The sequence below is a fragment of the Sphingobium sp. TomTYG73 genome (genome assembly GCF_055394245.1).
The window spans coordinates 1,434,734-1,454,397 of sequence record NZ_AP027339.1 but is presented as its reverse complement, the minus strand read 5'-3'; the positions used below and the strand labels follow the sequence as shown (position 1 = coordinate 1,454,397).

At 61.9% G+C, this 19,664-nt stretch carries 20 protein-coding genes and 1 pseudogene; 11 read left to right on the top strand and 10 right to left on the bottom strand.

Features of this window, described 5'->3' with window-relative positions:
* Positions 1 to 43: 43 nt before the first annotated feature.
* The 4 genes and pseudogenes from ACZ5TH_RS07300 to ACZ5TH_RS07285 form a co-directional block, all read right to left on the bottom strand.
* Positions 44 to 1,393 carry an amidohydrolase gene (locus ACZ5TH_RS07300; RefSeq protein ID WP_464793441.1) on the bottom strand — a complete coding sequence of 450 codons (1,350 nt, stop codon included), beginning with the start codon at positions 1,391 to 1,393 and terminating at the stop codon, positions 44 to 46.
* Between the two features lie 132 nt (positions 1,394 to 1,525).
* Positions 1,526 to 1,672 (bottom strand): annotated as a pseudogene (locus tag ACZ5TH_RS07295) (opacity protein); the annotation flags it as partial.
* A 21-nt stretch (positions 1,673 to 1,693) separates the two neighbouring features.
* Positions 1,694 to 2,485 carry a 3-hydroxybutyrate dehydrogenase gene (locus tag ACZ5TH_RS07290; protein ID WP_464793440.1) on the bottom strand — a complete coding sequence of 264 codons (792 nt, stop codon included), beginning with the start codon at positions 2,483 to 2,485 and terminating at the stop codon, positions 1,694 to 1,696.
* The gene (locus tag ACZ5TH_RS07285) at positions 2,482 to 3,660 is read right to left on the bottom strand and encodes a DUF3734 domain-containing protein (RefSeq protein WP_464793439.1); all 1,179 of its coding nucleotides are present in this window, start codon (positions 3,658 to 3,660) and stop codon (positions 2,482 to 2,484) included. Before ACZ5TH_RS07285 ends, ACZ5TH_RS07290 begins: the two co-directional genes overlap by 4 nt.
* Positions 3,661 to 3,805: 145 nt before the next feature.
* On the opposite strand from ACZ5TH_RS07285, the gene ypfJ reads away from it, so the two are divergent.
* Positions 3,806 to 4,681, top strand: a complete 876-nt coding sequence (gene ypfJ, locus ACZ5TH_RS07280; protein ID WP_464793438.1) for a KPN_02809 family neutral zinc metallopeptidase — start codon at positions 3,806 to 3,808, stop codon at positions 4,679 to 4,681.
* Between the two features lie 16 nt (positions 4,682 to 4,697).
* Here the strand turns inward: ypfJ and ACZ5TH_RS07275 are convergent, their stop codons facing one another.
* Both ACZ5TH_RS07275 and ACZ5TH_RS07270 read right to left on the bottom strand, forming a co-directional pair.
* A complete protein-coding gene (locus tag ACZ5TH_RS07275) occupies positions 4,698 to 5,042 on the bottom strand; it encodes a hypothetical protein (protein ID WP_464793437.1) in 345 nt (114 codons plus the stop codon).
* 71 nt (positions 5,043 to 5,113) lie between these two features.
* Entirely contained in the window at positions 5,114 to 5,344 is a 231-nt protein-coding gene (locus ACZ5TH_RS07270; RefSeq protein WP_464793436.1) for a hypothetical protein, read from the bottom strand.
* Positions 5,345 to 5,373: 29 nt separating this feature from the next.
* On the opposite strand from ACZ5TH_RS07270, the gene ACZ5TH_RS07265 reads away from it, so the two are divergent.
* The 6 genes from ACZ5TH_RS07265 to xth all read left to right on the top strand — a co-directional run bounded on the left by ACZ5TH_RS07265 (position 5,374) and on the right by xth (position 11,428).
* Complete coding sequence (locus tag ACZ5TH_RS07265; protein ID WP_464793435.1) at positions 5,374 to 8,094, top strand: bifunctional [glutamine synthetase] adenylyltransferase/[glutamine synthetase]-adenylyl-L-tyrosine phosphorylase; 2,721 nt, start codon at positions 5,374 to 5,376, stop codon at positions 8,092 to 8,094.
* Positions 8,078 to 8,539 (top strand): thioredoxin-dependent thiol peroxidase, encoded by a 462-nt coding sequence (gene bcp, locus ACZ5TH_RS07260; RefSeq protein ID WP_464793434.1) that lies wholly within the window; start codon positions 8,078 to 8,080, stop codon positions 8,537 to 8,539. Before ACZ5TH_RS07265 ends, bcp begins: the two co-directional genes overlap by 17 nt.
* A 50-nt stretch (positions 8,540 to 8,589) precedes the next feature.
* Positions 8,590 to 9,345, top strand: coding sequence for a ferritin-like domain-containing protein (locus tag ACZ5TH_RS07255; protein ID WP_464793433.1), 756 nt, complete (start codon positions 8,590 to 8,592; stop codon positions 9,343 to 9,345).
* Between the two features lie 109 nt (positions 9,346 to 9,454).
* Positions 9,455 to 10,180: a M23 family metallopeptidase gene (locus ACZ5TH_RS07250; RefSeq protein WP_464793432.1), complete on the top strand. Its 726-nt coding sequence runs from the start codon at positions 9,455 to 9,457 to the stop codon at positions 10,178 to 10,180.
* 81 nt (positions 10,181 to 10,261) lie between these two features.
* A complete protein-coding gene (gene erpA, locus ACZ5TH_RS07245; protein WP_196224126.1) occupies positions 10,262 to 10,588 on the top strand; it encodes an iron-sulfur cluster insertion protein ErpA in 327 nt (108 codons plus the stop codon).
* A gap of 66 nt (positions 10,589 to 10,654) precedes the next feature.
* A complete protein-coding gene (xth, locus tag ACZ5TH_RS07240; RefSeq protein WP_464793431.1) occupies positions 10,655 to 11,428 on the top strand; it encodes an exodeoxyribonuclease III in 774 nt (257 codons plus the stop codon).
* Here xth and ACZ5TH_RS07235 read toward each other — a convergent pair whose 3' ends face one another.
* A complete protein-coding gene (locus ACZ5TH_RS07235) occupies positions 11,429 to 12,310 on the bottom strand; it encodes a metallophosphoesterase family protein (RefSeq protein WP_464793430.1) in 882 nt (293 codons plus the stop codon).
* A gap of 72 nt (positions 12,311 to 12,382) precedes the next feature.
* Here ACZ5TH_RS07235 and ACZ5TH_RS07230 point away from each other — a divergent pair, with 72 nt between their 5' ends.
* Positions 12,383 to 13,273, top strand: a complete 891-nt coding sequence (locus ACZ5TH_RS07230) for a diacylglycerol/lipid kinase family protein (RefSeq protein WP_464793429.1) — start codon at positions 12,383 to 12,385, stop codon at positions 13,271 to 13,273.
* Between the two features lie 4 nt (positions 13,274 to 13,277).
* On the opposite strand, the gene ACZ5TH_RS07225 is transcribed toward ACZ5TH_RS07230, so the two are convergent.
* Positions 13,278 to 14,438, bottom strand: a complete 1,161-nt coding sequence (locus ACZ5TH_RS07225; RefSeq protein WP_464793428.1) for a GNAT family N-acetyltransferase — start codon at positions 14,436 to 14,438, stop codon at positions 13,278 to 13,280.
* A 142-nt stretch (positions 14,439 to 14,580) separates the two neighbouring features.
* Here ACZ5TH_RS07225 and ACZ5TH_RS07220 point away from each other — a divergent pair, with 142 nt between their 5' ends.
* Complete coding sequence (locus tag ACZ5TH_RS07220; protein ID WP_464793427.1) at positions 14,581 to 15,648, top strand: fatty acid desaturase family protein; 1,068 nt, start codon at positions 14,581 to 14,583, stop codon at positions 15,646 to 15,648.
* 82 nt (positions 15,649 to 15,730) lie between these two features.
* Here ACZ5TH_RS07220 and lptG read toward each other — a convergent pair whose 3' ends face one another.
* Together lptG and lptF are read right to left on the bottom strand one after the other, a co-directional pair.
* Positions 15,731 to 16,831: an LPS export ABC transporter permease LptG gene (gene lptG, locus ACZ5TH_RS07215; protein ID WP_464793426.1), complete on the bottom strand. Its 1,101-nt coding sequence runs from the start codon at positions 16,829 to 16,831 to the stop codon at positions 15,731 to 15,733.
* A 3-nt stretch (positions 16,832 to 16,834) separates the two neighbouring features.
* On the bottom strand, positions 16,835 to 18,046 hold the full coding sequence (gene lptF / locus ACZ5TH_RS07210) for an LPS export ABC transporter permease LptF (protein WP_464793425.1): 1,212 nt from the start codon (positions 18,044 to 18,046) through the stop codon (positions 16,835 to 16,837).
* Between the two features lie 136 nt (positions 18,047 to 18,182).
* Here lptF and ACZ5TH_RS07205 point away from each other — a divergent pair, with 136 nt between their 5' ends.
* A complete protein-coding gene (locus tag ACZ5TH_RS07205; RefSeq protein WP_460986163.1) occupies positions 18,183 to 18,677 on the top strand; it encodes a DUF2141 domain-containing protein in 495 nt (164 codons plus the stop codon).
* Positions 18,678 to 18,683: 6 nt separating this feature from the next.
* Positions 18,684 to 19,652 (top strand): acylglycerol kinase family protein, encoded by a 969-nt coding sequence (locus tag ACZ5TH_RS07200; protein WP_449473449.1) that lies wholly within the window; start codon positions 18,684 to 18,686, stop codon positions 19,650 to 19,652.
* The last annotated feature ends 12 nt before the right edge of the window (positions 19,653 to 19,664 follow it).

Below are 19,664 nucleotides of genomic sequence, written 5' to 3'. Positions count from 1 at the left end.
ATGAATCCTGTTGGGACAGGGGGAACAGTGGGATTGCTGCGGCTCACCGCTTCAATATGTTCAACGCGAGCACCGTTATGGCCTCGCTTGCCGTGGCGATGACCTTGTCGGCCTCTGGCGCCCAGAAGGGGCTGTGAAGAGAGGGAAGGGTGAGCTGACCAGCGGCGGCTTTTGCCATTTGATCGGCGGGAACCCCTCCGACCCAGAAGATGAAGCTTTTGATGCTTTTGTCAGCCCGGTAATAGCGGCCGAAATCCTCGCCGCCCATCGATGGCTTCGTCTCGATGACGCGTCCTTCGGGGAAATGCGCTTTGAGCAGTCCGGCCATTTCGTTGGCGAAGGCGGGCGGATTGTAGGCTGCGGGCGTGAATTCATCCTTTAGCGAGACAATCGGCATCCGATCGTCGGGAATGCCCGCCGCGATCGCCTCGCCGCGCGCGATGCGCTCGATGCCGTGGATCAGCCGTTCGCGGGTCTCGTCGGAATAGCTGCGGACGGTGAGAAGCAGCTTTGCCTCGTCAGGGATGATATTATGCTTCGCCCCCCCGATGAAGCTGCCGACCGTGAGAACTGCGGGGTCCAGAGGGTCCTGTTCACGGCTGATGAGGGTCTGAAGAGTTCCGACGATGCGGGCGCCCAGCACTATGGGGTCTTTTGTCGTTTGAGGATAGGCGCCATGACCGCCGGTGCCTCGAACGACTATGTCCACGCTGTCTACATTGGCGAGCGCATAGCCGGGGGTATAACCGATCGTGCCCGCCGGAAGATTAGCGGCGTCATGGAACGCGATGGCATGCGTGGGACGGGGAAAGCGGGTGTAGAGACCATCGTCCAGCATCATGCGCGCGCCGCGACCGACTTCCTCGGCGGGCTGAAGGATCATTATCAGCGTACCGCGCCAGCTGTCCTTGCTTGATGACAGCAAGTGGGCTGTTTCGATAAAGGCGGTCATGTGCGTGTCGTGGCCGCAGGCGTGCATGACGCCCGTTTCGATACCGTCCGGCGTCTTGGTGCGAACTTTCGAGGCGAAGGGGAGGCCGGTCTGCTCCGTGACCGGCAGGCCATCCATGTCCGCGCGGATGAGGAGGACCGGTCCCTCGCCATTTTTCATGACTGCGACGACGCCGGTGCCGCCCACCTTTTCGTTCACGTCGAACTTCATCGCCTTGAGGCGGCGGGCGAGCTTTGCAGCGGTCGCTGTTTCCTGCTCCGACAGTTCGGGATGGGCATGGAGATCGCGGTAAAGCGTCATGAGGTCGCTCATGTCGCGATCGATCTGGGCGGCTATCCCCTGTGCCTGTGGAACTGGAGATGCAGGAGCGGCACCAGTCTGTGCCGTGGCGGCGGACGAAAGAGTGGCGGCGGCCATGATGAGCTTGAACGCGTGACGCATCGGCTATTCTCCCTGTTGGATGGGAGCATAGGAAGATTTGGCGGCGCAAGGAAAGTGGCAGATATGAAAGGGCGCCCGTCCATTGAAGGACGAGCGCCTGTCATGGTCTGTCGCAACGAGATCAGAAGTGGAGATCACACCCGCGGTCGGACGGAAGCTGTCGAAATCATAGGTTTCAGTCTGGAAGCGCAGGCGGATGCCGCTGTTCCCGGTGATGCCGCCAAGGCCAATGTCCTTCGGGCCGACTTCGACGCCGACGCCGTACATCCAGTCCTTGCGTGGTAAAATTGCAACGCGCTCTTATTGGGCAGTCCAGCCGCCGTCGATACTCATATTGGCGCCCGTGATATTGGCCGCCGCATCACTGCACAGGAAGAGCGCCATGGCGGCAACCTGATCCACGGTCACGAATTGCTTGGTTGGCTGTCCGGCGAGCAGCACATCATTCATCACCTGCTCGCGCGTCATGTTCCGCGCTTTCATAGTGTCGGGAATCTGGTTCTCGACCAGCGGCGTCCAGACATAGCCCGGTGAGATGCAGTTGGCGGTGATTCCGAACGTGGCGAGTTCGAGGCCCAGCGTCTTGGTGAACCCGGCAAGGCCGTGCTTTGCGGTCACATAAGCGCTCTTGAACGGAGAGGCTGTAAGCGAATGGGCGCTGGCCGTCTGGATGATGCGCCCCCACTTTTTCGACTTCATGTAGGGAATGGCGAGGCGGGACGTGTGGAAGGCGCTGGTCAGATTGAGCGCGATGATGAGGTCCCATTTGTCGACCGGGAAATCCTCGACCGGGGCGACATGCTGCATACCGGCATTGTTGATGAGGATATCGACGCCGCCAAAGCTGCTGGCCGCTTCCTGCATCATCGCGTCGATCTCGGCAGCCTTGGTGAGATCGTGCCCGCTGTAGAGGGCCTTGGCGCCGCTCGCCTGCTCCAACGCCTGCCGTTCCTGTTCGATCGCGGCACTGTCGCCGAAACCGTTGATGACGATGTTCGCGCCCTCGGCCGCGAGGGTCTTCGCATAAGCAAGGCCGATGCCGGAGGTGGAGCCCGTGATCAGCGCTGTCTTTCCGGCGAGGGACTTGGTCATGCGTTTTTCTCCTTGAGAGTATCGGGGGCCTGGAGGTCGAAAGTGGCGCTTTTGCCGTTCGTGATGTTGCGGGCGATCAGGTCGCCCTTGTGCATCACTTCCTCGACGGCGTCGCGGCCCTGGCTCCAATGATCCAGCATGGTGGAACGGGAAAATTCAAAGTCGCGGGCGCCACTTTCCCAGGCGCGACTGCGGTAGATGAGGTGGACGATGTTGACCGAGCCACGGTCGAGATATTGCTTGAGGCGCAGGGCGTCGGCGTCGTCTTTGAGGTCCGGCGGCAATTTGTCGAGCAGCGCCTTGATCGCCTTATGCTCGCGGCGCAGGCGTAGATATTGATCAGTGACCTGACGCGTCCGGCTGGAATATTGAATGTCCTTGGCGCGGGAATAGACGTCCGTCATCTGGCGCGGCATCGGACCTTCGGCGGGGAAAAGGTCGACCTGAAAGACGAGCATGTCGTCATTTTGATGTTCCAGCACGTGAGCTAGGGGCGTGTTGGAGACGAGACCGCCGTCCCAATAATGCCGCCCATCGATTTCCACCGGGGGCAAGCCGGGGGGAAGCGCACCCGAAGCCATGATGTGGCGCGCGTCGATGCGGGTCCGCCCGTCAGGGCCTCGCGTGTCCCAATAAGCGAAGTTGCCGCTTTCCACATCCACCGCTCCGACAGAGAGGCGGACGGGGCCGTCGTTCAGAAGGTCCCAGTCCACACAGGCGTCGAGCGTTTCCTTGAGGGGCGCGCTGTCATAGAAGCTGATTGCCCCCGGCGTGCCTTCGGGCATCATCACGGATGGCCAGAGGCGAGGGCGGAACATGCCGGGCACGCCGAATGTCGCAACGGCTCCCGCTGCCATCAGATGAGCGGCTTCACGAATATGATCGATTTCGGGGAGGACGATATTGGGAAGGCCACCGGAAACTGTCAGCCAAAATTTCTTCATCCTGCTGATGCGGCGGTGCGGGGGATTGCCCGCTATGATCGCGGCATTGACAGCGCCGATCGAAATGCCCGCGACCCAGCTGACGTCGATGCCAAGTTCATCGAGGCGCTGATAAACCCCAGCCTGGAAAGACCCAAGGGCGCCACCACCCTGAAGCAGCAGCGCAACATCGTGGGGCAAGGGGAGCGGCGTGCTCGCCCGGCGCGGAATGGAAGGATCGATATCGGCCATGTCGCAGTGCAATATAACGACTAGCGCGCGGGTGCCAACTTAATGTGCTGCAACAATCCGATAAGCTGAAAGCAACCAACTCCATATCGCAGCCGTTCCAACCTTCACGCTGATCGGATAGGCATGGGATGAAAGAGAGGGCGTCATGCGGTTGGACGACGAACGGGAAAGCTCCAATTTCGAGGTGCAAAGCGGCCGTGGCGGCTTTGGTGGCGGGCTAGGCGGTGGCCTTGGCATGCTGTTGCCATTCATCGGCAGCCGTTTTGGTTGCGGGGGGATCGTCGTCGCGCTCATCATCCTGATGGTGATGGGCGTCAATCCGCTGAGCTTGGTTGGAGGCGGCGGCGGCGTGCAGCAGGATGCGTCCGTCAGTCGCGATCCGCAGAAATTGTCGGAAATTCAGCATTGGTCGTTGAAGGTCCTGGGATCGACGGAGAAGGTTTGGGGCCAGATTTTCCAGCAATCGGGGCAGCAATATCAGCCGACAGTCCTGTCCTTTTACTCGCAGGCTGGCGCGTCGGGCTGCGGCGCCGCGCAAAGTGCAATGGGTCCATTCTACTGCCCCAATGACAAAAAGGTGTATCTGGACACCGATTTTTTCAATGAACTACGCCAGCGCTTCGGCGCGCCGGGTGACTTTGCCCAGGCCTATGTGATTGCCCATGAGGTCGGGCATCATGTGCAGGATCTGGAAGGCACTTTGGGGCAGGTGCAACAGCGTCAGCGCAGCGTGGGCGAAGAGCAAGGCAATGATCTGCAAGTGCGCGTAGAGTTGCAGGCGGATTGCTATGCAGGCGTGTGGGCGAAACGCACGGGGCTGATGGAAGCGGGCGATCTGGAGGAAGGCATGACCGCCGCGCAATCCATTGGCGATGATACATTGCAAAAGGCGGCGGGACGGCGTCCCGTGCCGGAAAGCTTCACCCATGGTTCAAGCGAGCAGCGGGTGACCTGGCTGCGCAAGGGGCTGGACAGCGGTGACCCGGCGCAATGCGATACTTTTGCCGGGGCGGCGCGTTAAAAAGCGCTCTAAACTATCAGAGGGGGTGGGCTTCCGAACTTGTTGCCGTGTCGCTGTTACCGGCTTCGCCCGCGCCGGTCGGCGGTTCACCGGGCAGGCCGTTGCCTGGCGCGAGGAATGGCTTGCCCGCTTCCGGCATCGGCTGGCCAAAGGGTACGGCAGGAGGTGCCTGCTCCATCGGCACTGGCGCTACGACAGATTGTTGGGTGGGCAATGGCTGTTGAACCGGGGGCTGCGGAACCATGGGTTGAACCACCGGAGCTGAGGGTGTCGCCGAAGGGTGCGGCGTGATGCCCTGAACCAGCAGAACGATTATTGGGGCGCTGACCAATGTGATGGCGGCGAAAGCCTTGTAGAGCATGCAGGCACATCCTGAACCAAAGACGCGCTGTTTCTAGTGGCTTTCGGTAAATAAAATCCTGCGCAGCCGGTCTAATTTCGGTCCAGTTTTTTCAGCAGGTCCATCATGTCCGATGGCAAGCTATCACGCTTGGCGCGGAAGGTAGACTGCAACGCGTTGCCGATGCCTTCATAGGGCTGAGGAACGCCAACCGTCAGGAATTTGCGATCAGTGGTCTTCCGCCCGTTGCCAGATCGGCTCACCGATTTACGCTGCATTTCCATGTTTCTACAACGGGCGGCACCGGGAAAAGTTTCTGGCATTCATTTAAGGCTCGGGCGATAGCAACGGTATGACAGGAGAGATTGCGGTGGCGGACTGGACGGCGGCAATGGCGCGGATGCGTGCGCATTCGCCTTTCCTCGCCAGACAGATGGACAGGTTTCCCGAAGTGGTTGACCTGTTGGCGGCCGGAGATGTTGAGGCTGCGCTCAAGGCAGCACATGACGTGTCGGGAGCGGAAGAGGGGATCGCCAGATCGCTGCGGCGGCGGAAGGGCGCATTGTCGCTGGTCACGGCGGCGGCGGATTTGTCGGGCGCCTGGGATCTGGACCGGGTGACGCGCACCTTGTCTGATTTTGCTGATCAGGCTTTGGAAGAAGCACTGCGTGCCACCTTTGCCGAGCGGTATCCGGGCGTGGAGCCGAAGGGATTTGTCGTGCTGGCATTGGGCAAGCATGGCAGCCGCGAGCTGAATTACTCATCCGACATCGACCCCATCCTGCTTTATGACCCGGCGACCCTGCCGCATGGGGAGCGGGAAGACCCGGCTGATGCGGCAGTGCGGATCGGCAGGCGGGTGAGCGAGCTTTTGAATGCGCGGGACGGTGATGGCTACGTCTTTCGTGTGGATTTACGGCTGCGTCCCTCTCCCGAAGCCACGCCCATTGCGCTGCCGGTCGAGGCGGCGATCGGCTATTATGAATCGACGGCGATGGGATGGGAGCAGGCCGCTTTTGTCCGCGCGCGCCCTGCGGCAGGCGACCTTGGTCTGGGCGATTATTTCATGCAGCAGATTCGTCCTTTCGTCTGGCGGCGGAGCCTGGATTTCGGTGCGATCGACGCGATCACCGACATATCGCGACGAATCCGCGACCATTATGCGCAGGGTCAGGCTTTCGGGCCGGGCTATGATCTGAAACGGGGACGCGGCGGCATTCGGGAAGTCGAGTTTTTCGCGCAGACCCATCAATTGATACATGGTGGGCGCGATCCGGCGCTAAGATCGGGCAATACGCGCGAAGCGCTTCGAGCGCTGGCGGCGGCAGGGGTCTTCGATCCGGAAGTCTCGCGCAAGCTGGACGAAGCCTATGTGCTGTTCCGCACGATCGAGCATCGGTTGCAGATGGTCGAGGATCGGCAAACGCATGAGCTGCCCAAGACCGCAGACGCCATGGACAATGTCGCGCGGCTGCATGGACTGGAGAATGGCGCGGAACTGATCGAGCTGCTGCGCCCGAAGGTGGAATGGGTGGGGGCCAATTACGACCAGTTGACGCCTGCCGAAAAATCAGAGTCGCTTTCGCATGACGAGGACCGGTTGGCGGCGCAGCTGGCGGAAATGGGCTTTGTTGATCCGCAGGCTCCGGTTGCGCGGATCGCTCGCTGGCGCACGGGCAGCATCAGGGCGTTGCGCAGCACGGCTTCGCGGGAGGCGCTGGAAGATTTGCTGCCGGGGTTGATGCGCACATTGGCGGCGGCGCCCGATCCGGTACGGGCGCTGAACCGCCTTGATGATCTGATTGGCAGGCTGCCGAGCGCCATCAACTTCTTCAAGCTGCTTGCAGCGCGGCCAGGGCTTGCAGAGCTGATGGCGGAGTTGCTCAGTCATGCGCCGACGCTGGCGGATGCGCTGGGACGGCGGGCCGAGCTGCTCGATGGGCTTATCGATACGTCCGCTTTTGATCCGCCGCCTGCCGTGGAGCAACTTGCGGAACAGTTCGCGCAATTGGAAGCGGGGGAGGATTATCAGGCGCTGCTGGACCGGGTGCGGCAGCGGGTTAATGATCGGCGCTTTGCGCTGGGTGCGCAGATCATTCGCGGTGGCGATCCGCTGGAAGCAGGGCGTGGTTATTCGCGGGTGGCTGAGGCGGCGATCGAGGCGTTGGCGAGTGCGACCGTTCGGGAATTCGAAACGGTGCATGGACGGGTGCAGGGTGGCGAGATGCTTATTCTTGCGCTTGGCCGACTGGGCGGCGGCGTTTTGACGCATGCTTCGGATCTGGATCTGGTTTTTCTTTTTTCCGGCGATTTCATGAAGGAATCCGATGGAAGAAAGCCTTTGGGGGCTACGCAATATTTCAACCGGCTGGGGCAACGCATAACCAATGCGTTATCGGTGCAGACGGCGGCGGGGCCGCTTTATGAAGTGGATACGCGGTTGCGGCCGTCGGGCGCGCAGGGGTTGCTGGCGGTCAGTCTGGACAGCTTTGCCAAATATCAGCGCGAGGAGGCGTGGACCTGGGAACATCTGGCGCTGACGCGCGCGCGGCCGGTTTTCGGGTCGGATAGCGGCCGGGCGGCGTTGAGCGCGATATTGGCCGAGACTTTGGAACGGCCGCGCGATTTCCCGGAGCTGGCGCGTCAGGCGGTGAAGATGCGCCGGGATATCGCCGCGCACAAGCCACCTGCCAGCGAGCTGGACGTCAAGCTGGTGCCGGGGGGCTTGGTCGATCTGGAGTTCCTGATCCATGTGAGCCAGTTCAAGCATAATATGGCGTTCAGTCCTGATTTGCGCGCCGCTTTGGATGAGCTGGTCGAGGCGGGTCATCTTCCAGCCGACCTGATTGATGCGCATGACCTGATCACGCGTTTCCTGATCGTGTCGCGGCTGGTTTCGCCCAAATCGACCGAGCCGCCGGAGGCCACCCGGCCGGTCGTTGCACGGGCATGTGGTGTCGAAAGCTGGGACGCGCTGCTTGAAAGCTATGCGCAGGCCCGGCAAAGGGTGAGCGATGCCTGGGCAGAGCTGTCCGCGCCCTATTCGGAGGAAGAAGATGCTGGAAGCCGGTGATGCCCTGCCGAGCGTGACGTTGAAGGATGCCGATGGCGTCGACTTCGCATTGGATCGGTTCAAGGGGAAGCCGGTCGTCGTCTATTTCTACCCCAAGGCGGATACGCCGGGCTGCACCAATGAGGCCAAGGACTTCACCGAACTGGCGGGTGAGTATGCGGCATTGGGTGTGCCGGTGGTCGGCATTTCCAAGGACAAGCCTGCGAAGCTCAAGAAGTTCGCGGACAAATACGGCCTGAACGTGACGCTCGCATCCGACGAACCGGGGGAGGCGTGCGAGGCGTTCGGCACCTGGGTCGAAAAGTCGCTCTATGGCCGGAAATATATGGGGATCGAGCGGGCGACCTTTCTTGTCGATGGAACGGGCAAGATTGTGCGCGTCTGGCCCAAGGTGAAGGTGAAGGGCCATGCTGCCGAAGTTCTGGAGGCCGTGAAGGCGCTTTGAATTTGCCGGTCGAGATTGAGAGCGTGGGGCAGGCCTGCGCTCATGTGTTGATGATGCCGGAGCCACGGGACAAGCTGATGGCGGCGCGCGCGGTGGCCCGTGCCTGGAGGCAGGGCCGGTTGGCGCATCGGTTCGATACCGCGATGCCCGACACGCCCGCGCGGCCCGACGCTCCCGCCCTGCTTCCCGCCAATCAGATGCCCAAGCGCGGCAAGATCGGTTCTGACCGGGCGCGGATCGCCATGCTGCATGCCTTGGCGCATATCGAGTTCGTCGCGATCGACCTTGCCTTCGACCTGATCGGCCGGTTCGGGAACGAGTTTCCGCAAGCCTTCGTCGATGACTGGATGCAGGTCGGCGCCGAAGAGGCGATGCATTTCGCGCTGCTGGACCGGCGTCTGCGGCAAATGGGAAGCTTTTATGGCCAACTGCCTGCCCATGACGGGCTGTGGCAGGCCGCTACCGAAACCGCAGGGGATGCCATGGCGCGGCTAGCCATCGTTCCGATGGTGCTTGAAGCGCGGGCGCTGGACATCACGCCTGCCACGATCGCGCGTTTCGAAGGCGTGGGGGACAAGGCATCCGCGCGCATGTTGCGCCGCATTATGACAGATGAGATTCGCCACGTTAGAGCCGGGACAAGTTGGTTTGGTCATGCGGCGAACCGAGAGGGGCTGACCCCCGCAAATCATTACCAAATCCTTGTCAAACGCCATTTTCGCGGGTCGCTGAAACCGCCGTTCAACGACTCGGCGCGTCGACAAGCCGGTTTAACGCTGGATTTTTACGGCGCGCTTGCACAATGAAGCGGGAAATGTCCTTTTGATGACGCGGGTGGCGATTTAGGTCGCATTTGGTCAACACGGGGAGCGCCGAGAGGCTCAAAAAGCCTCCGGAGGATAAGTCGGGGTCGGCATGTTGTTTCTTCGTTCGAATAATGCGCGTAGCGCGCGATGGTTCCTGTCTGCGTGTAAATCCATTGGGGCTATAGGCGTAGTGAGCGCATTGTGCGCCGCGATGCCTGCGCAGGCCAAGGCTATCGCCGACGATCCTTATGGCGATGCAACGGAAATCAATACCAGCGCGCTTGGCCCGGCAGATATCGGCTTTTCCAATCTTTTCTCCAGCCTTCAGCGGCTGGACGGCGGCGTAAAGGCGGCCAGCAACAATATTCCGACCGGTCGGCCTGTCGAAAGACTGTCGCTGACCTCCAACTTTGGCGTTCGTTCCGACCCGTTCAACGGCGGCGCGCGGATGCACAAGGGTATCGATATTCCCGGACCCGTCGGCACCCCGGTTTACGCCACGGCAGACGGCATCGTCAGCCGCGCCGGTTGGGCAAGCGGTTACGGCAATCTGGTGCAGATTTCCCATGGCGGCGGTCTTGAGACCCGTTACGGCCATATGTCGAAGCTGATCGCGGCCCCCAACAGCTATGTGCATCGTGGCCAGTTGATCGGCCTGATGGGATCGACCGGGCGTTCGACCGGCAGCCACCTTCATTATGAAGTCCGCGTGGACGGCCAGGCGATCAACCCCATGCCGTTCGTCGTCGGTCCCGATGTCCTCGTGGCGATGAACACGAAACCGCCGATCGCCATGGGCGGCCCGACGAAAGCGCAGGAGCATGACGCGGAATAATCCGCGCTACGCCGCTTATCCTTTGCAAAGGCTCGGCACCAATGGGTTGCCGGGCCTTTTGCTTGATCTTATCTAGGCGCCATGGCTGACATTGACCTTACCCCTTCCGCCGCTGCCCGCGTGGCTGCGATTGCCGCCAAGCAAGGCAAGCCCGCGATCCTGCGACTGGCCGTGGAGGGTGGCGGATGTTCGGGCTTTCAGTACCGCTTTGGCCTCGCCGATGCGGTGGAGGCGGAGGATGTGGCCGTCGAACGGGACGGCGTGACGCTGGTCGTCGATGATGTGAGCCTGGATCTGGTGCGGGGCGCGGCGGTGGATTTTGTGTCCGATCTTGGCGGATCGGCGTTCAAGGTGACGAACCCCAATGCCACTGCTGGCTGCGGTTGCGGGTCGAGCTTTTCGATTTAAGCACGGGCCGTCCCTTGTCTAAGGGCCGTCATCTTCTTTAGGGATGCGCGGGAGGAGAAAAGCCCCATGCGCATCGCGACCTTCAACATCAACGGCATCAAGGCGCGATTGCCGCGCCTGCTGGAATGGCTGAGCGAGACGCAGCCAGATGTCGCCTGCCTTCAGGAAATCAAGACTTCGGACGAGACATTCCCGCTGAAGGACATCGAGGATGTCGGCTATGGGGCGATCTGGCACGGGCAGAAGGGCTTTAACGGCGTTGCCATCCTGGCGCGCGGCGAGACGCCGGTCGAGGTTCGTCGGGGGCTGGAGGGCGAGCCCGAGGATGAACATAGCCGCTATATCGAAGCCGATGTGAAGGGCGTTCGGGTCGCCAGCATCTACTTGCCCAATGGCAATCCGCAGCCGGGGCCGAAATTCGACTACAAGCTGCGCTGGATGAAGCGTCTGCGCGACCGGGCGGCGGAGATTTGGGCAGAGGAAGTGCCCGCCATTCTTGCTGGCGATTATAATGTCATCCCGCGCGACCGGGACGTCTATTCGGTCAAGGCCATGGCGGACGACGCGCTGATGCAGCCGGAAAGCCGGGCCGCTTACCGCCGCCTGCTGGGCGACGGGTGGACCGATGCGATTGCGAGCCGACACCCGGCTGGTGGGGTGTGGACCTATTGGGACTATCAGATGAACGCCTGGCCGCGTGACGCCGGTTTCCGGATCGATCATCTGCTGCTGAGCCCGGCGGCGGCCGATCGCCTGATCGACGCACAGGTGGACAAGGATTTTCGCGGACGGGAGAAGGCGAGCGACCATGCGCCGACATGGGTTGAACTGAGCGAATAATCAGGCGCGGGCGGCTTGCGCCACGCGGATGCCTGGGCGAGCCGATGGGTCGTCCAGTTCATGCGCCTGCCATCCGGCGGCGTCCCGGCTATATTCGACATGGTGGCCGCGCTGGAAGCTCGCGCCGTCCCAGACAATGACTTGCAACTCGATCCGGTCATTGCGGTGGACGTGGAGCCAGTTGAAGCTTTGCGGTTCGGCGTTGCGCAGGCGGGTCGATGTCGCGGTGCCTGCCTGAATTACTAGCGCGCCGCCTGCGTCGGCGACCATCTTCTGCGCTGCTTCGGCATAGGTGCGGTGGAAATGGCCTGCGAGGGCGATGTGGATTCCGGCTGCGGCTGCGGCTTCGACCGCGTCATCATGGCGGCCGACCGCTTCGCTCAGCTCTCCGCCCTTGCCGATGGGCATGGCGAACAGGGGGTGGTGAGTGACGAGGATGCGCGTCTTTTCCGGTGCGACCGGGGCGAAGCGCTCTTCGATCATCTTCATCTGGTCATGGTTGATGCGCCCGTCCTTGATCGTCAGCGAACGGGCGGTGTTGATGCCGAGGATCGCGACCTTTTCATCCTCATACCAAGGGCAAAGCTCATTGCTGATATAGCGTTTGTAGCGGTCCAGGGGTGCGGCGAAACGGCGGACCACGTCATAGAGCGGCATGTCATGGTTGCCCGGAATGACGAGCAGGCGCATGCCCGCCGCGCGTAGCCGATTGAGCCAGGCGGAGGCGGCGCGGAACTGATCGACGCGGGCGCGCTGGGTGAAATCGCCGCTGATGATGACCAAGTCGGGCTGGCTGCGTTCCAGCCAAGCTTCGGTCGCGGATACTATTTTGGGATCGTTGGCGCCGAAATGGATGTCGGACAGGTGAGCGATGCGAGCCATGGCTTTCCAACGACTGTTCACGCGGATTTGTTGCGGTGAGGAGCCGATGGGGTTCTGGCGAGTTGTTGGGGCATGGAAACGAACTCCCTGCCGCGCGATGCGGCGCTGATCGTCAATGTTCACAGCCGGAAGGGAGAGGCGCTTTTCCAACAGGCGCGGGAGAAGCTGGAGGCGGCGGGGGTGCGCCTGATTGCGGCCCATGCGGTGCGCGATCCCGAACGATTGCAGGAGACGGTGCGAGAGGCGGTGGGCAGTGGTGCGCCGATGGTCATCGTGGGCGGCGGTGATGGGTCATTGTCCGGGACGGTGGATGAGCTGGTGGGGAAGGATTGCGTGTTTGGCGTGTTGCCGCTTGGCACGGCCAACAGCTTTGCGCGGACGCTTGGTATACCGCTGGACCTCGACGGGGCCGTGCAGGTGATTGCGCAGGGCAGGCGGCGGCGCATTGACCTGGGGATGATTGATCACGATTATTTCGTCAACGCGGCGTCGCTGGGGCTGTCGCCGATGATCGGGAAAACGGTGCCGCACAAGCTGAAGCGATATCTGGGGCGGATCGGTTATCTGATCTGGGCGGTGAAATGTTCGGTCGGGTTTCGGGCGTTCCGGTTGATGATCGATGACGGCCAGGCCGAGCGGCGCATGTGGTCGACGGAAGTGCGGATATTGAACGGGCCCTATCATGGCGGGGTCGAACTGTCCGATCGTGCTGACGTCGATAGCGGCGAGATCGTGGTTCAGGCGGTAGTGGGGCGTAGCCATGCGCGGCTGGCGTGGGACTGGTACGCCAAATTCTTCAAGCTACGCGACAGGGATGCGCAGACGGAGGAGTTTCGGGGCCAGTCTTTTCGGATCGAGACGCAGCCTAGGCAGCGCATTTCGATCGATGGCGAGGTGGTCGCGAGGACGCCCGCAACGGTCAAGGTTGCCGCGGGCGCTATTGATGTGGCGGTGCCGGGTTAGGCTTTCAGGCGAGGTTCTTTTCGTAGATCTGGTAGATCTTGTTCACCTTGCCATCGATGGCATCTGCGATGGCGTTCATCCCCTGATTGTCGTCGAGCACCCAGCCGAGCTCACCCCGCGTCGCGCCATAGCGGCTGACGGCATTGCGGCGGATATATTCGATCATCATGAAGGCGAGCTGGCTGGCGAGGCGGGACGATTGCAGCCGCTGGACCACGCCCATCAGGGGCACGCGCATGGTGCGGACCTGGGGCTTGCGCAGCCACCAGAGGAGCTTGGCCCAGCCGAAGGGGAGCAGGGAGCCGTTCAAGGGCGCGGTCGCTTCGTTGAGGTCGGGCAGGGTCATCATGAAGGCGACCGGCTCGCCGTCGAGTTCGGCGATCATGATCAGGTCTTCGAACACAATGGGCTTCAGCTTCTTGCCGGTATGCGCGACTTCGGCGTCGGTGATCGGGACGAAACCCCAATTCCTGCCCCAGGCGTCGTTGAGGATGCCGAGCAGGATGGCCGCCTCGGCATCGAATTTTGACTTGTCGACCTGGCGGATGCGGATGCGGTCGCTCTTTTCGCCGGAGGAGACGATCCGCTGGATGAGCGGCGGGAAGGGGTTGGTGATGTCGAGTTCGTATGTCTTGAGCTGCTTGACGGGCTGGTAGCCGGCGCCCTCGATCATCGCCTGATAAGCGGGGCTGTTGTGGCCCATCATCACTGTGGGGGGATGGTCATGGCCTTCGATCAGGAGGCCCGGTTCTTCCCAGATCGAGAGCGAAATGGGGCCTAGCACGCGGGTCATGCCCTTTGCGCGGAGCCAGCTTTCCGCCGCTTCGATCAGCGCCTTGCCGGTTTCGGCGTCCTCCGCTTCGAAAAAGCCGAAATTGCCGGTGCCCGGACCCATGCCCTGTTCGACCGGCTGGGCAAGCGCGAGATGATCGATATGGGCGGAGATGCGGCCGACGACCTGACCATCGCGGCGGGCCAGGAAATATTGCGCCTCGGCATGGCCGAAATAGGGGTTCTTGCTGGGCTCTATGACCCCGTAGACTTCGCTCTTGAGAGGCGGCACCCAGTTGGGGTCATTGGCGTACAGGCGCCATGGCAAGTCCACGAACGCCTTTTTGTCAGCCTTGGAAGTGACGGGGGTTATTACCAGATTCGGAGTAGCCACGGCAGAGCTTTCGCTAAAGGACCGCAGCAGTTCGGCGCTTGTTACGGGATTGTCAATCCGGTGCGCGCCTGATGACGTACCAAGGCGAAGCTGTCATGCCGCTGCCACGATTTCAGCGCATTTACCATTTAGGAGCGCCTGCATGACTGTGCATGATCCCATCATAGCGGGCGCGGCCGTCAAGCGCGCCTCGATTCCGGATGACGCCGCGATGCTGCGCGCCGCGGCGGAACTGTCGCGCGAATTTGCGGTGGCGAACCCGAGGATTTACTGGCCGGACCTGCTGGCATCGGTGCTGATCGGCTATGCGGCGCTTGCTGGAGCGATCGTGGCGAACAATGTCGCATTGGCGCTGTTGTGCGGATTGGTGGCGATGCTGGCGCTTTATCGCGCGGCGAGCTTCATCCATGAGCTGACCCATATTCGCAAGGACGCGCTTCCCGGTTTCCGGTTGGGGTGGAACCTGCTGGTTGGCATTCCGCTGATGATCCCGTCCTTCATGTATGAGGATGTGCATACGCAGCATCATGCGCGCACCCGCTACGGGACGGCGAACGATCCGGAATATCTGCCGCTGGCCCTGATGAAGCCGTGGTCGCTGCCTTTGTTCATCCTGATCGCGTCGCTGGCGCCCGTGGGTCTGATCCTGCGCTATGGCGTGTTGGCGCCGCTCAGCCTCTTAGTGCCCCCGCTGCGGCGCAAGGTCGTCGCCGAATTTTCGGCGCTGTCGATCAACCCGGCCTATCGCCGTCGCGCGCCGGAAGGGGAGTTTCGCCGCCGCTGGCTTTGGCAGGAGGCGGGCGCTTCGCTGTTTGCGCTTGCCCTGGTCGGCAGCGTGTTCGCCTTCGGATGGAAGCCTTTGCTCGTCTATATGGCCGTGCATTCGGGCATGACCGTCATCAACCAGCTTCGCACGCTGGTCGCGCATCTTTGGGAGAATGAGGGCGATGCGATGACTGTGACGGCGCAATATCTGGATTCGGTGAATGTGCCGCCGCCTTCGCCGCTGGCCGCGATCTGGGCGCCGGTGGGGCTGCGCTATCATGCGCTGCATCACCTGCTGCCTAGCGTGCCTTATCACGCGCTGGGCAAGGCGCATGCGCGGTTGATCGCGGCCTTGGGTGAGGATTCGCCTTATCATCGCGGCAATTATGCGGGCATGTGGCCGCTGGTGGGGAAGATTGCGCGGAGTACTATGGTTCGGCGTTAAGCCGTCTCGTTGGGCCTGAGATCCCAGTTGAAATGAATCACGCGCCTCATTTCAACGCTGGGATGACGGACTGAAAAGAGGCTTATTCCTCCGTTCTGAACAGGACCGTTTCGCCCACGAGCAGGAAGAGGAAGAAAGGCGCCCAAGCCGCGAGGATGGGCGGGTAGGCGCCGAGATTGCCCATGGCGAGCGAGAAATTGTCAGCGACGAAATAGGCAAAGCCGAGGGCCATCCCCAGCACGGCGCGCACGAACAACTGGCCCGAGCGTGCCAGGCCGAAGGCGGCGACGGACCCAAGGATCGGCATCAGCAAGGCCGAAAGCGGGCCGGACAGCTTGTGCCACAGGCTGCCTTCCAGTTCGGCGGTCGGACGTCCGGCATCGCGCAGATCACCAATGGCTGCGCGCAGTTCCGAGAAAGTCAGAGCGTCAGGATCGACCTTTGCCAGGGTAAACTGGTCGGGCCGGATCGCATGGCCGAAGCGGACGGTGCCAACCTGCCGTTCCGTGCCGCGCGCAACGTCGAACTGGCGCGCATCCTCCAGCAACCAACTCTTGCTCGCCGCGTCATAATGGCCGCGCGGAGCTTGGACGATGGTCGTCAGGCTGTTGTTCAGGCGGTTGAAAATCTCGACCTTGCGCAGCTGCACATTATTGCCCCGACCCGCGACGATCGCGGCGGTGACGAGGTTGTTGCCGTCACGGACCCAAGGGTTCGACTTTACGCCGCTGTCGGTGGGAATGGGGCCATAATCGACGGCCTGCCAAGCGCTGAGCGAAGCGGTTGCGCGGGCTACCACGCGTTCGTTGAAAGCATAGCTTATGATGGCGACGCCGAGTGCGGAGGCGATCAGCGGCGCCAATATCTGATGCGCGGACAGGCCCGCCGCCTTCATCGACACGATCTCGCTATTCTGGTTCATGCCCGCGAGCATGATGAGCGTGCCCAGAAGCACCGAGAAAGGGAGGAAGCGCGCTATGATCTGCGGTATGCGAAGGCCGACATAATGCCACAGCTGCGCATCGCCGTTACCGGCATAGGCCAGGATGTCCCCTGACTCGCCCAGCAGGTCGAGCGTTTGCAGCACGACGACCAGCAGCGCCAGCACGGCGAAGGTCCGCGTCAGGAACAGGCGCGCCATGTACCAGCTGATCTGGGGCGAGGGGAAGAAGTCGAACTGCATGGGTCAGGCTGCTCCCTGCGCGGTGGTCACCCGCTTTCGCCCGAAGCGAAGCAGTTTCGCGATCTGCTTGCCGAGCTTTGCAAAGGCATATTCGAGGGCGCCGATCGGCTGGCCGCCGGGGCGGTGCGCCACGACATGATACATCCACATGATCAGTACGGCCGTCAGCAGGAATGGCGTCCAGAGCGCTATGATCGGATCAACTTTGCCCAGTGAGCCGACGCCTTGGCCATATTCGTTGATCTTGTGATAGGTCACGATGAAGATGATCGAGAGGAAGACGCCGAGTGCGGATGTCGATCGCTTCGGCGGGATGGCGAAGGCGAGGGCCGCGAGCGGCAGAAGCATCATCATCGCCACCTCCACCAGGCGGAAGTGGAAGTTGGCGCGAATTTCATAGCGCAGCTTTTCGGGTGTCGTGGGGTCATGACCCATCACCGCAAGTTCAGGGATGGTCTTTTCCCGGTCCACGCTGCGGCCACGGAAACGCTCTATCTGCGGCAGGTCGATCGGCAGATCGTGGCTGGAGAAGGAAAGGATGCGCGGGGACTTATATTTGGGCGCGTCGTTGACCAGCACCCCATCGCGCAAGCGGAAGATGATGGTATCGGGATCGTCCGTCGCCAGGAAGCTGCCCTGTGCGGCTGTGACGGCGACGGTCTGGCCGTCCTTTCCAATGGCGCGCACGAAGATGCCTTGAAGGTTGCGGCCCTCATCCAGGCTGCGTTCGATGCGCAGGGTCATGCGCTTGCCGAGGCTGGTGAACTCGCCGACCTTGATCGACGCGCCTAGAGCACCCGAGCGCAGTTCGAAGCGCAGCGCTTCATAGGCGTGGCGGGAGAGTGGCTGAACGAAGCCGACGATGCCGAAATTGAGGAGGGCGAGCGCGATCGCGTACATATAGGGGACACGCAGCAGGCGGCCGTAGGACAGGCCGACGCCGCGCATGACGTCCAGTTCCGATGACAGGGCAAGTTTGCGGAACGCCAGCAATATGCCCAGCATCAGGCCGATCGGAATGCCAAGCGACAGATATTCCGGCATCATGTTGGCGAGCATGCGCCACACGACGCTGACGGGGCCGCCCTCCGCCGCCACGAAGTCGAACAGGCTGAGCATCTTGTCGAGCACTAGCAGCATCGCGGAAATGACCAGCGTGCCGAGCATCGGCAGCGCAATCAGACGGGCGAGATATCGGTCGGTGGCGGTCAGCATTCTCTATGTGGTCGTCCCATCACCATGATTTGGCCGCAAACCCCGCCCATAGCAGAGTCAAGGAAATGAAGTTCGCGGGGGCGAACAGGGGCTCGCCGTCCGGTTTCATCGGGCGGCTATAGCTTCACGGAGTTGGATGGTCATGTTCAAAGTTGCGATGGGCCTTTTGTCGGCTGGGGCAGTGTTTGCCTCTATCCCGGCCTTGGCTCACGGGCAGGAAATCGGAAACGAGCTGGATCGTTGTGGTCCGTCCGCGAAGGGTCCGGCGCTGCTGATCGACGTTCGGGGTTTTGCCGCCGCGACGGGCAAGGTCCGCGTGCAATCCTATCCCGCGACCAAAAGTGCCTGGCTGGCGAAGGGTGCGTGGTTGAACCGGATCGACACGGCGGTTCGCTCCGGCAGCGACGGGATGCGATTCTGCATGCCGGTGCCCGAACCGGGTAGATACGCGATTGCGGTCCGGCACGACCGGGACGGCAATGGCAAGACGAGCATTTCGCGCGACGGCGGTGGTTTTTCCAACAATCCGTCGATCAGCATCTTCAACCTGGGCAAGCCGTCGGTCGAAAAGGCTGCGGTGAAGGTTGGTCCGGGTGTGACGCGGATCACCATTAAACTTCAATATATGTGAGTTCTGATGGTCCGGGTCGCGCTTCTGTCCAATCCCAAGTCGACGGGCAACCGGCAGACGCTGCCGCGCGTGCGCAGTTACTGCGCGAGCAATCCCGACATCTTCCATTATGAGGTGGAGCATGTCGATCAGATCGGCCGCGCGTTGCAAACCATCGCGCGCGTCGATCCGGTGGTCATCGTCATCAATGGTGGCGACGGGACGGTGCAGGCGGCGCTGACGGAACTGTATCAGGGCGAACATTTCAAGGGCCGCGTGCCGCCGATCGCGGTGCTGCCCAATGGCAAGACCAATTTGATCGCGCTCGACCTTGGCATCCATGGCGATCCGATCAAGGCGCTGGAGCGCATCGTTCAGATCGCCAAGGCGGGCGTGGACGATCATGTCGTGGCGCGTGAGCTGATCGCCCTTTCCGACGGAGGGGCGGAATCGCGGCCGGTGCTGGGCATGTTCCTGGGCGGCGCGGGGCTTGCCGATTACATGCTTTACTGCCGTAACCAGATTTATCCGCTTGGCCTGTCCAATGGGCTTAGCCATTTCCTGACCGTGATAGCGGTGCTGGTGTCGTTGGTTTTCGGCATTCGCGCGCGGTTCCTGCCGCAATCCAGCCATCCCGTGCGCATCTCGCTGATCCGGGAAGGGCAGCTTGCGGGGCGCTTTGCCGTGCTGATCGTGACAACGCTCGACCGGCTGCTGCTGGGTGTGCAGGCAGGGGACAGCCGTCGCGGGAACATGAAGCTGATGGCGGTGGACCAGAGTCTGGCCGCGCTTTTGCGGCTGGCCTGGGCGAGCATCACCCGGCGGGTCGGCAAGTCGCAGGTGCAGGGCGTGCATCTGGAACAGGGCGATATCATCCGGATCGAGGGCGACCGTAGCAGTGTCATCTTGGACGGTGAGCTGTTTGAGGCTTCGGAGGGCAAGCCGATTGTGTTGCGATCGACGGAGCCGGTGCCTTTCCTGCGGCTGGCGGCTTAGAGCGAACGGAGT

Bases quoted from the DNA above. Each gene is read 5' to 3' on its own strand.
- ACZ5TH_RS07250 (WP_464793432.1), top strand. From the start codon at position 9,455: ATGTTGTTTCTTCGTTCGAATAATGCGCGTAGCGCGCGATGGTTCCTG.
- ACZ5TH_RS07200 (WP_449473449.1), top strand. From the start codon at position 18,684: ATGGTCCGGGTCGCGCTTCTGTCCAATCCCAAGTCGACGGGCAACCGG.
- ACZ5TH_RS07205 (WP_460986163.1), top strand. From the start codon at position 18,183: ATGGTCATGTTCAAAGTTGCGATGGGCCTTTTGTCGGCTGGGGCAGTG.
- ACZ5TH_RS07235 (WP_464793430.1), bottom strand. From the start codon at position 12,310: ATGGCTCGCATCGCTCACCTGTCCGACATCCATTTCGGCGCCAACGAT.
- ACZ5TH_RS07300 (WP_464793441.1), bottom strand. From the start codon at position 1,393: ATGCGTCACGCGTTCAAGCTCATCATGGCCGCCGCCACTCTTTCGTCC.
- ACZ5TH_RS07275 (WP_464793437.1), bottom strand. From the start codon at position 5,042: ATGCTCTACAAGGCTTTCGCCGCCATCACATTGGTCAGCGCCCCAATA.
- bcp (WP_464793434.1), top strand. From the start codon at position 8,078: ATGCTGGAAGCCGGTGATGCCCTGCCGAGCGTGACGTTGAAGGATGCC.
- ACZ5TH_RS07220 (WP_464793427.1), top strand. From the start codon at position 14,581: ATGACTGTGCATGATCCCATCATAGCGGGCGCGGCCGTCAAGCGCGCC.
- lptF (WP_464793425.1), bottom strand. From the start codon at position 18,046: ATGCTGACCGCCACCGACCGATATCTCGCCCGTCTGATTGCGCTGCCG.
- ACZ5TH_RS07255 (WP_464793433.1), top strand. From the start codon at position 8,590: ATGATGCCGGAGCCACGGGACAAGCTGATGGCGGCGCGCGCGGTGGCC.
- ACZ5TH_RS07270 (WP_464793436.1), bottom strand. From the start codon at position 5,344: ATGCCAGAAACTTTTCCCGGTGCCGCCCGTTGTAGAAACATGGAAATG.
- ypfJ (WP_464793438.1), top strand. From the start codon at position 3,806: ATGCGGTTGGACGACGAACGGGAAAGCTCCAATTTCGAGGTGCAAAGC.
- ACZ5TH_RS07290 (WP_464793440.1), bottom strand. From the start codon at position 2,485: ATGACCAAGTCCCTCGCCGGAAAGACAGCGCTGATCACGGGCTCCACC.
- ACZ5TH_RS07230 (WP_464793429.1), top strand. From the start codon at position 12,383: ATGGAAACGAACTCCCTGCCGCGCGATGCGGCGCTGATCGTCAATGTT.
- erpA (WP_196224126.1), top strand. From the start codon at position 10,262: ATGGCTGACATTGACCTTACCCCTTCCGCCGCTGCCCGCGTGGCTGCG.
- lptG (WP_464793426.1), bottom strand. From the start codon at position 16,831: ATGCAGTTCGACTTCTTCCCCTCGCCCCAGATCAGCTGGTACATGGCG.
- ACZ5TH_RS07265 (WP_464793435.1), top strand. From the start codon at position 5,374: ATGACAGGAGAGATTGCGGTGGCGGACTGGACGGCGGCAATGGCGCGG.
- xth (WP_464793431.1), top strand. From the start codon at position 10,655: ATGCGCATCGCGACCTTCAACATCAACGGCATCAAGGCGCGATTGCCG.
- ACZ5TH_RS07285 (WP_464793439.1), bottom strand. From the start codon at position 3,660: ATGGCCGATATCGATCCTTCCATTCCGCGCCGGGCGAGCACGCCGCTC.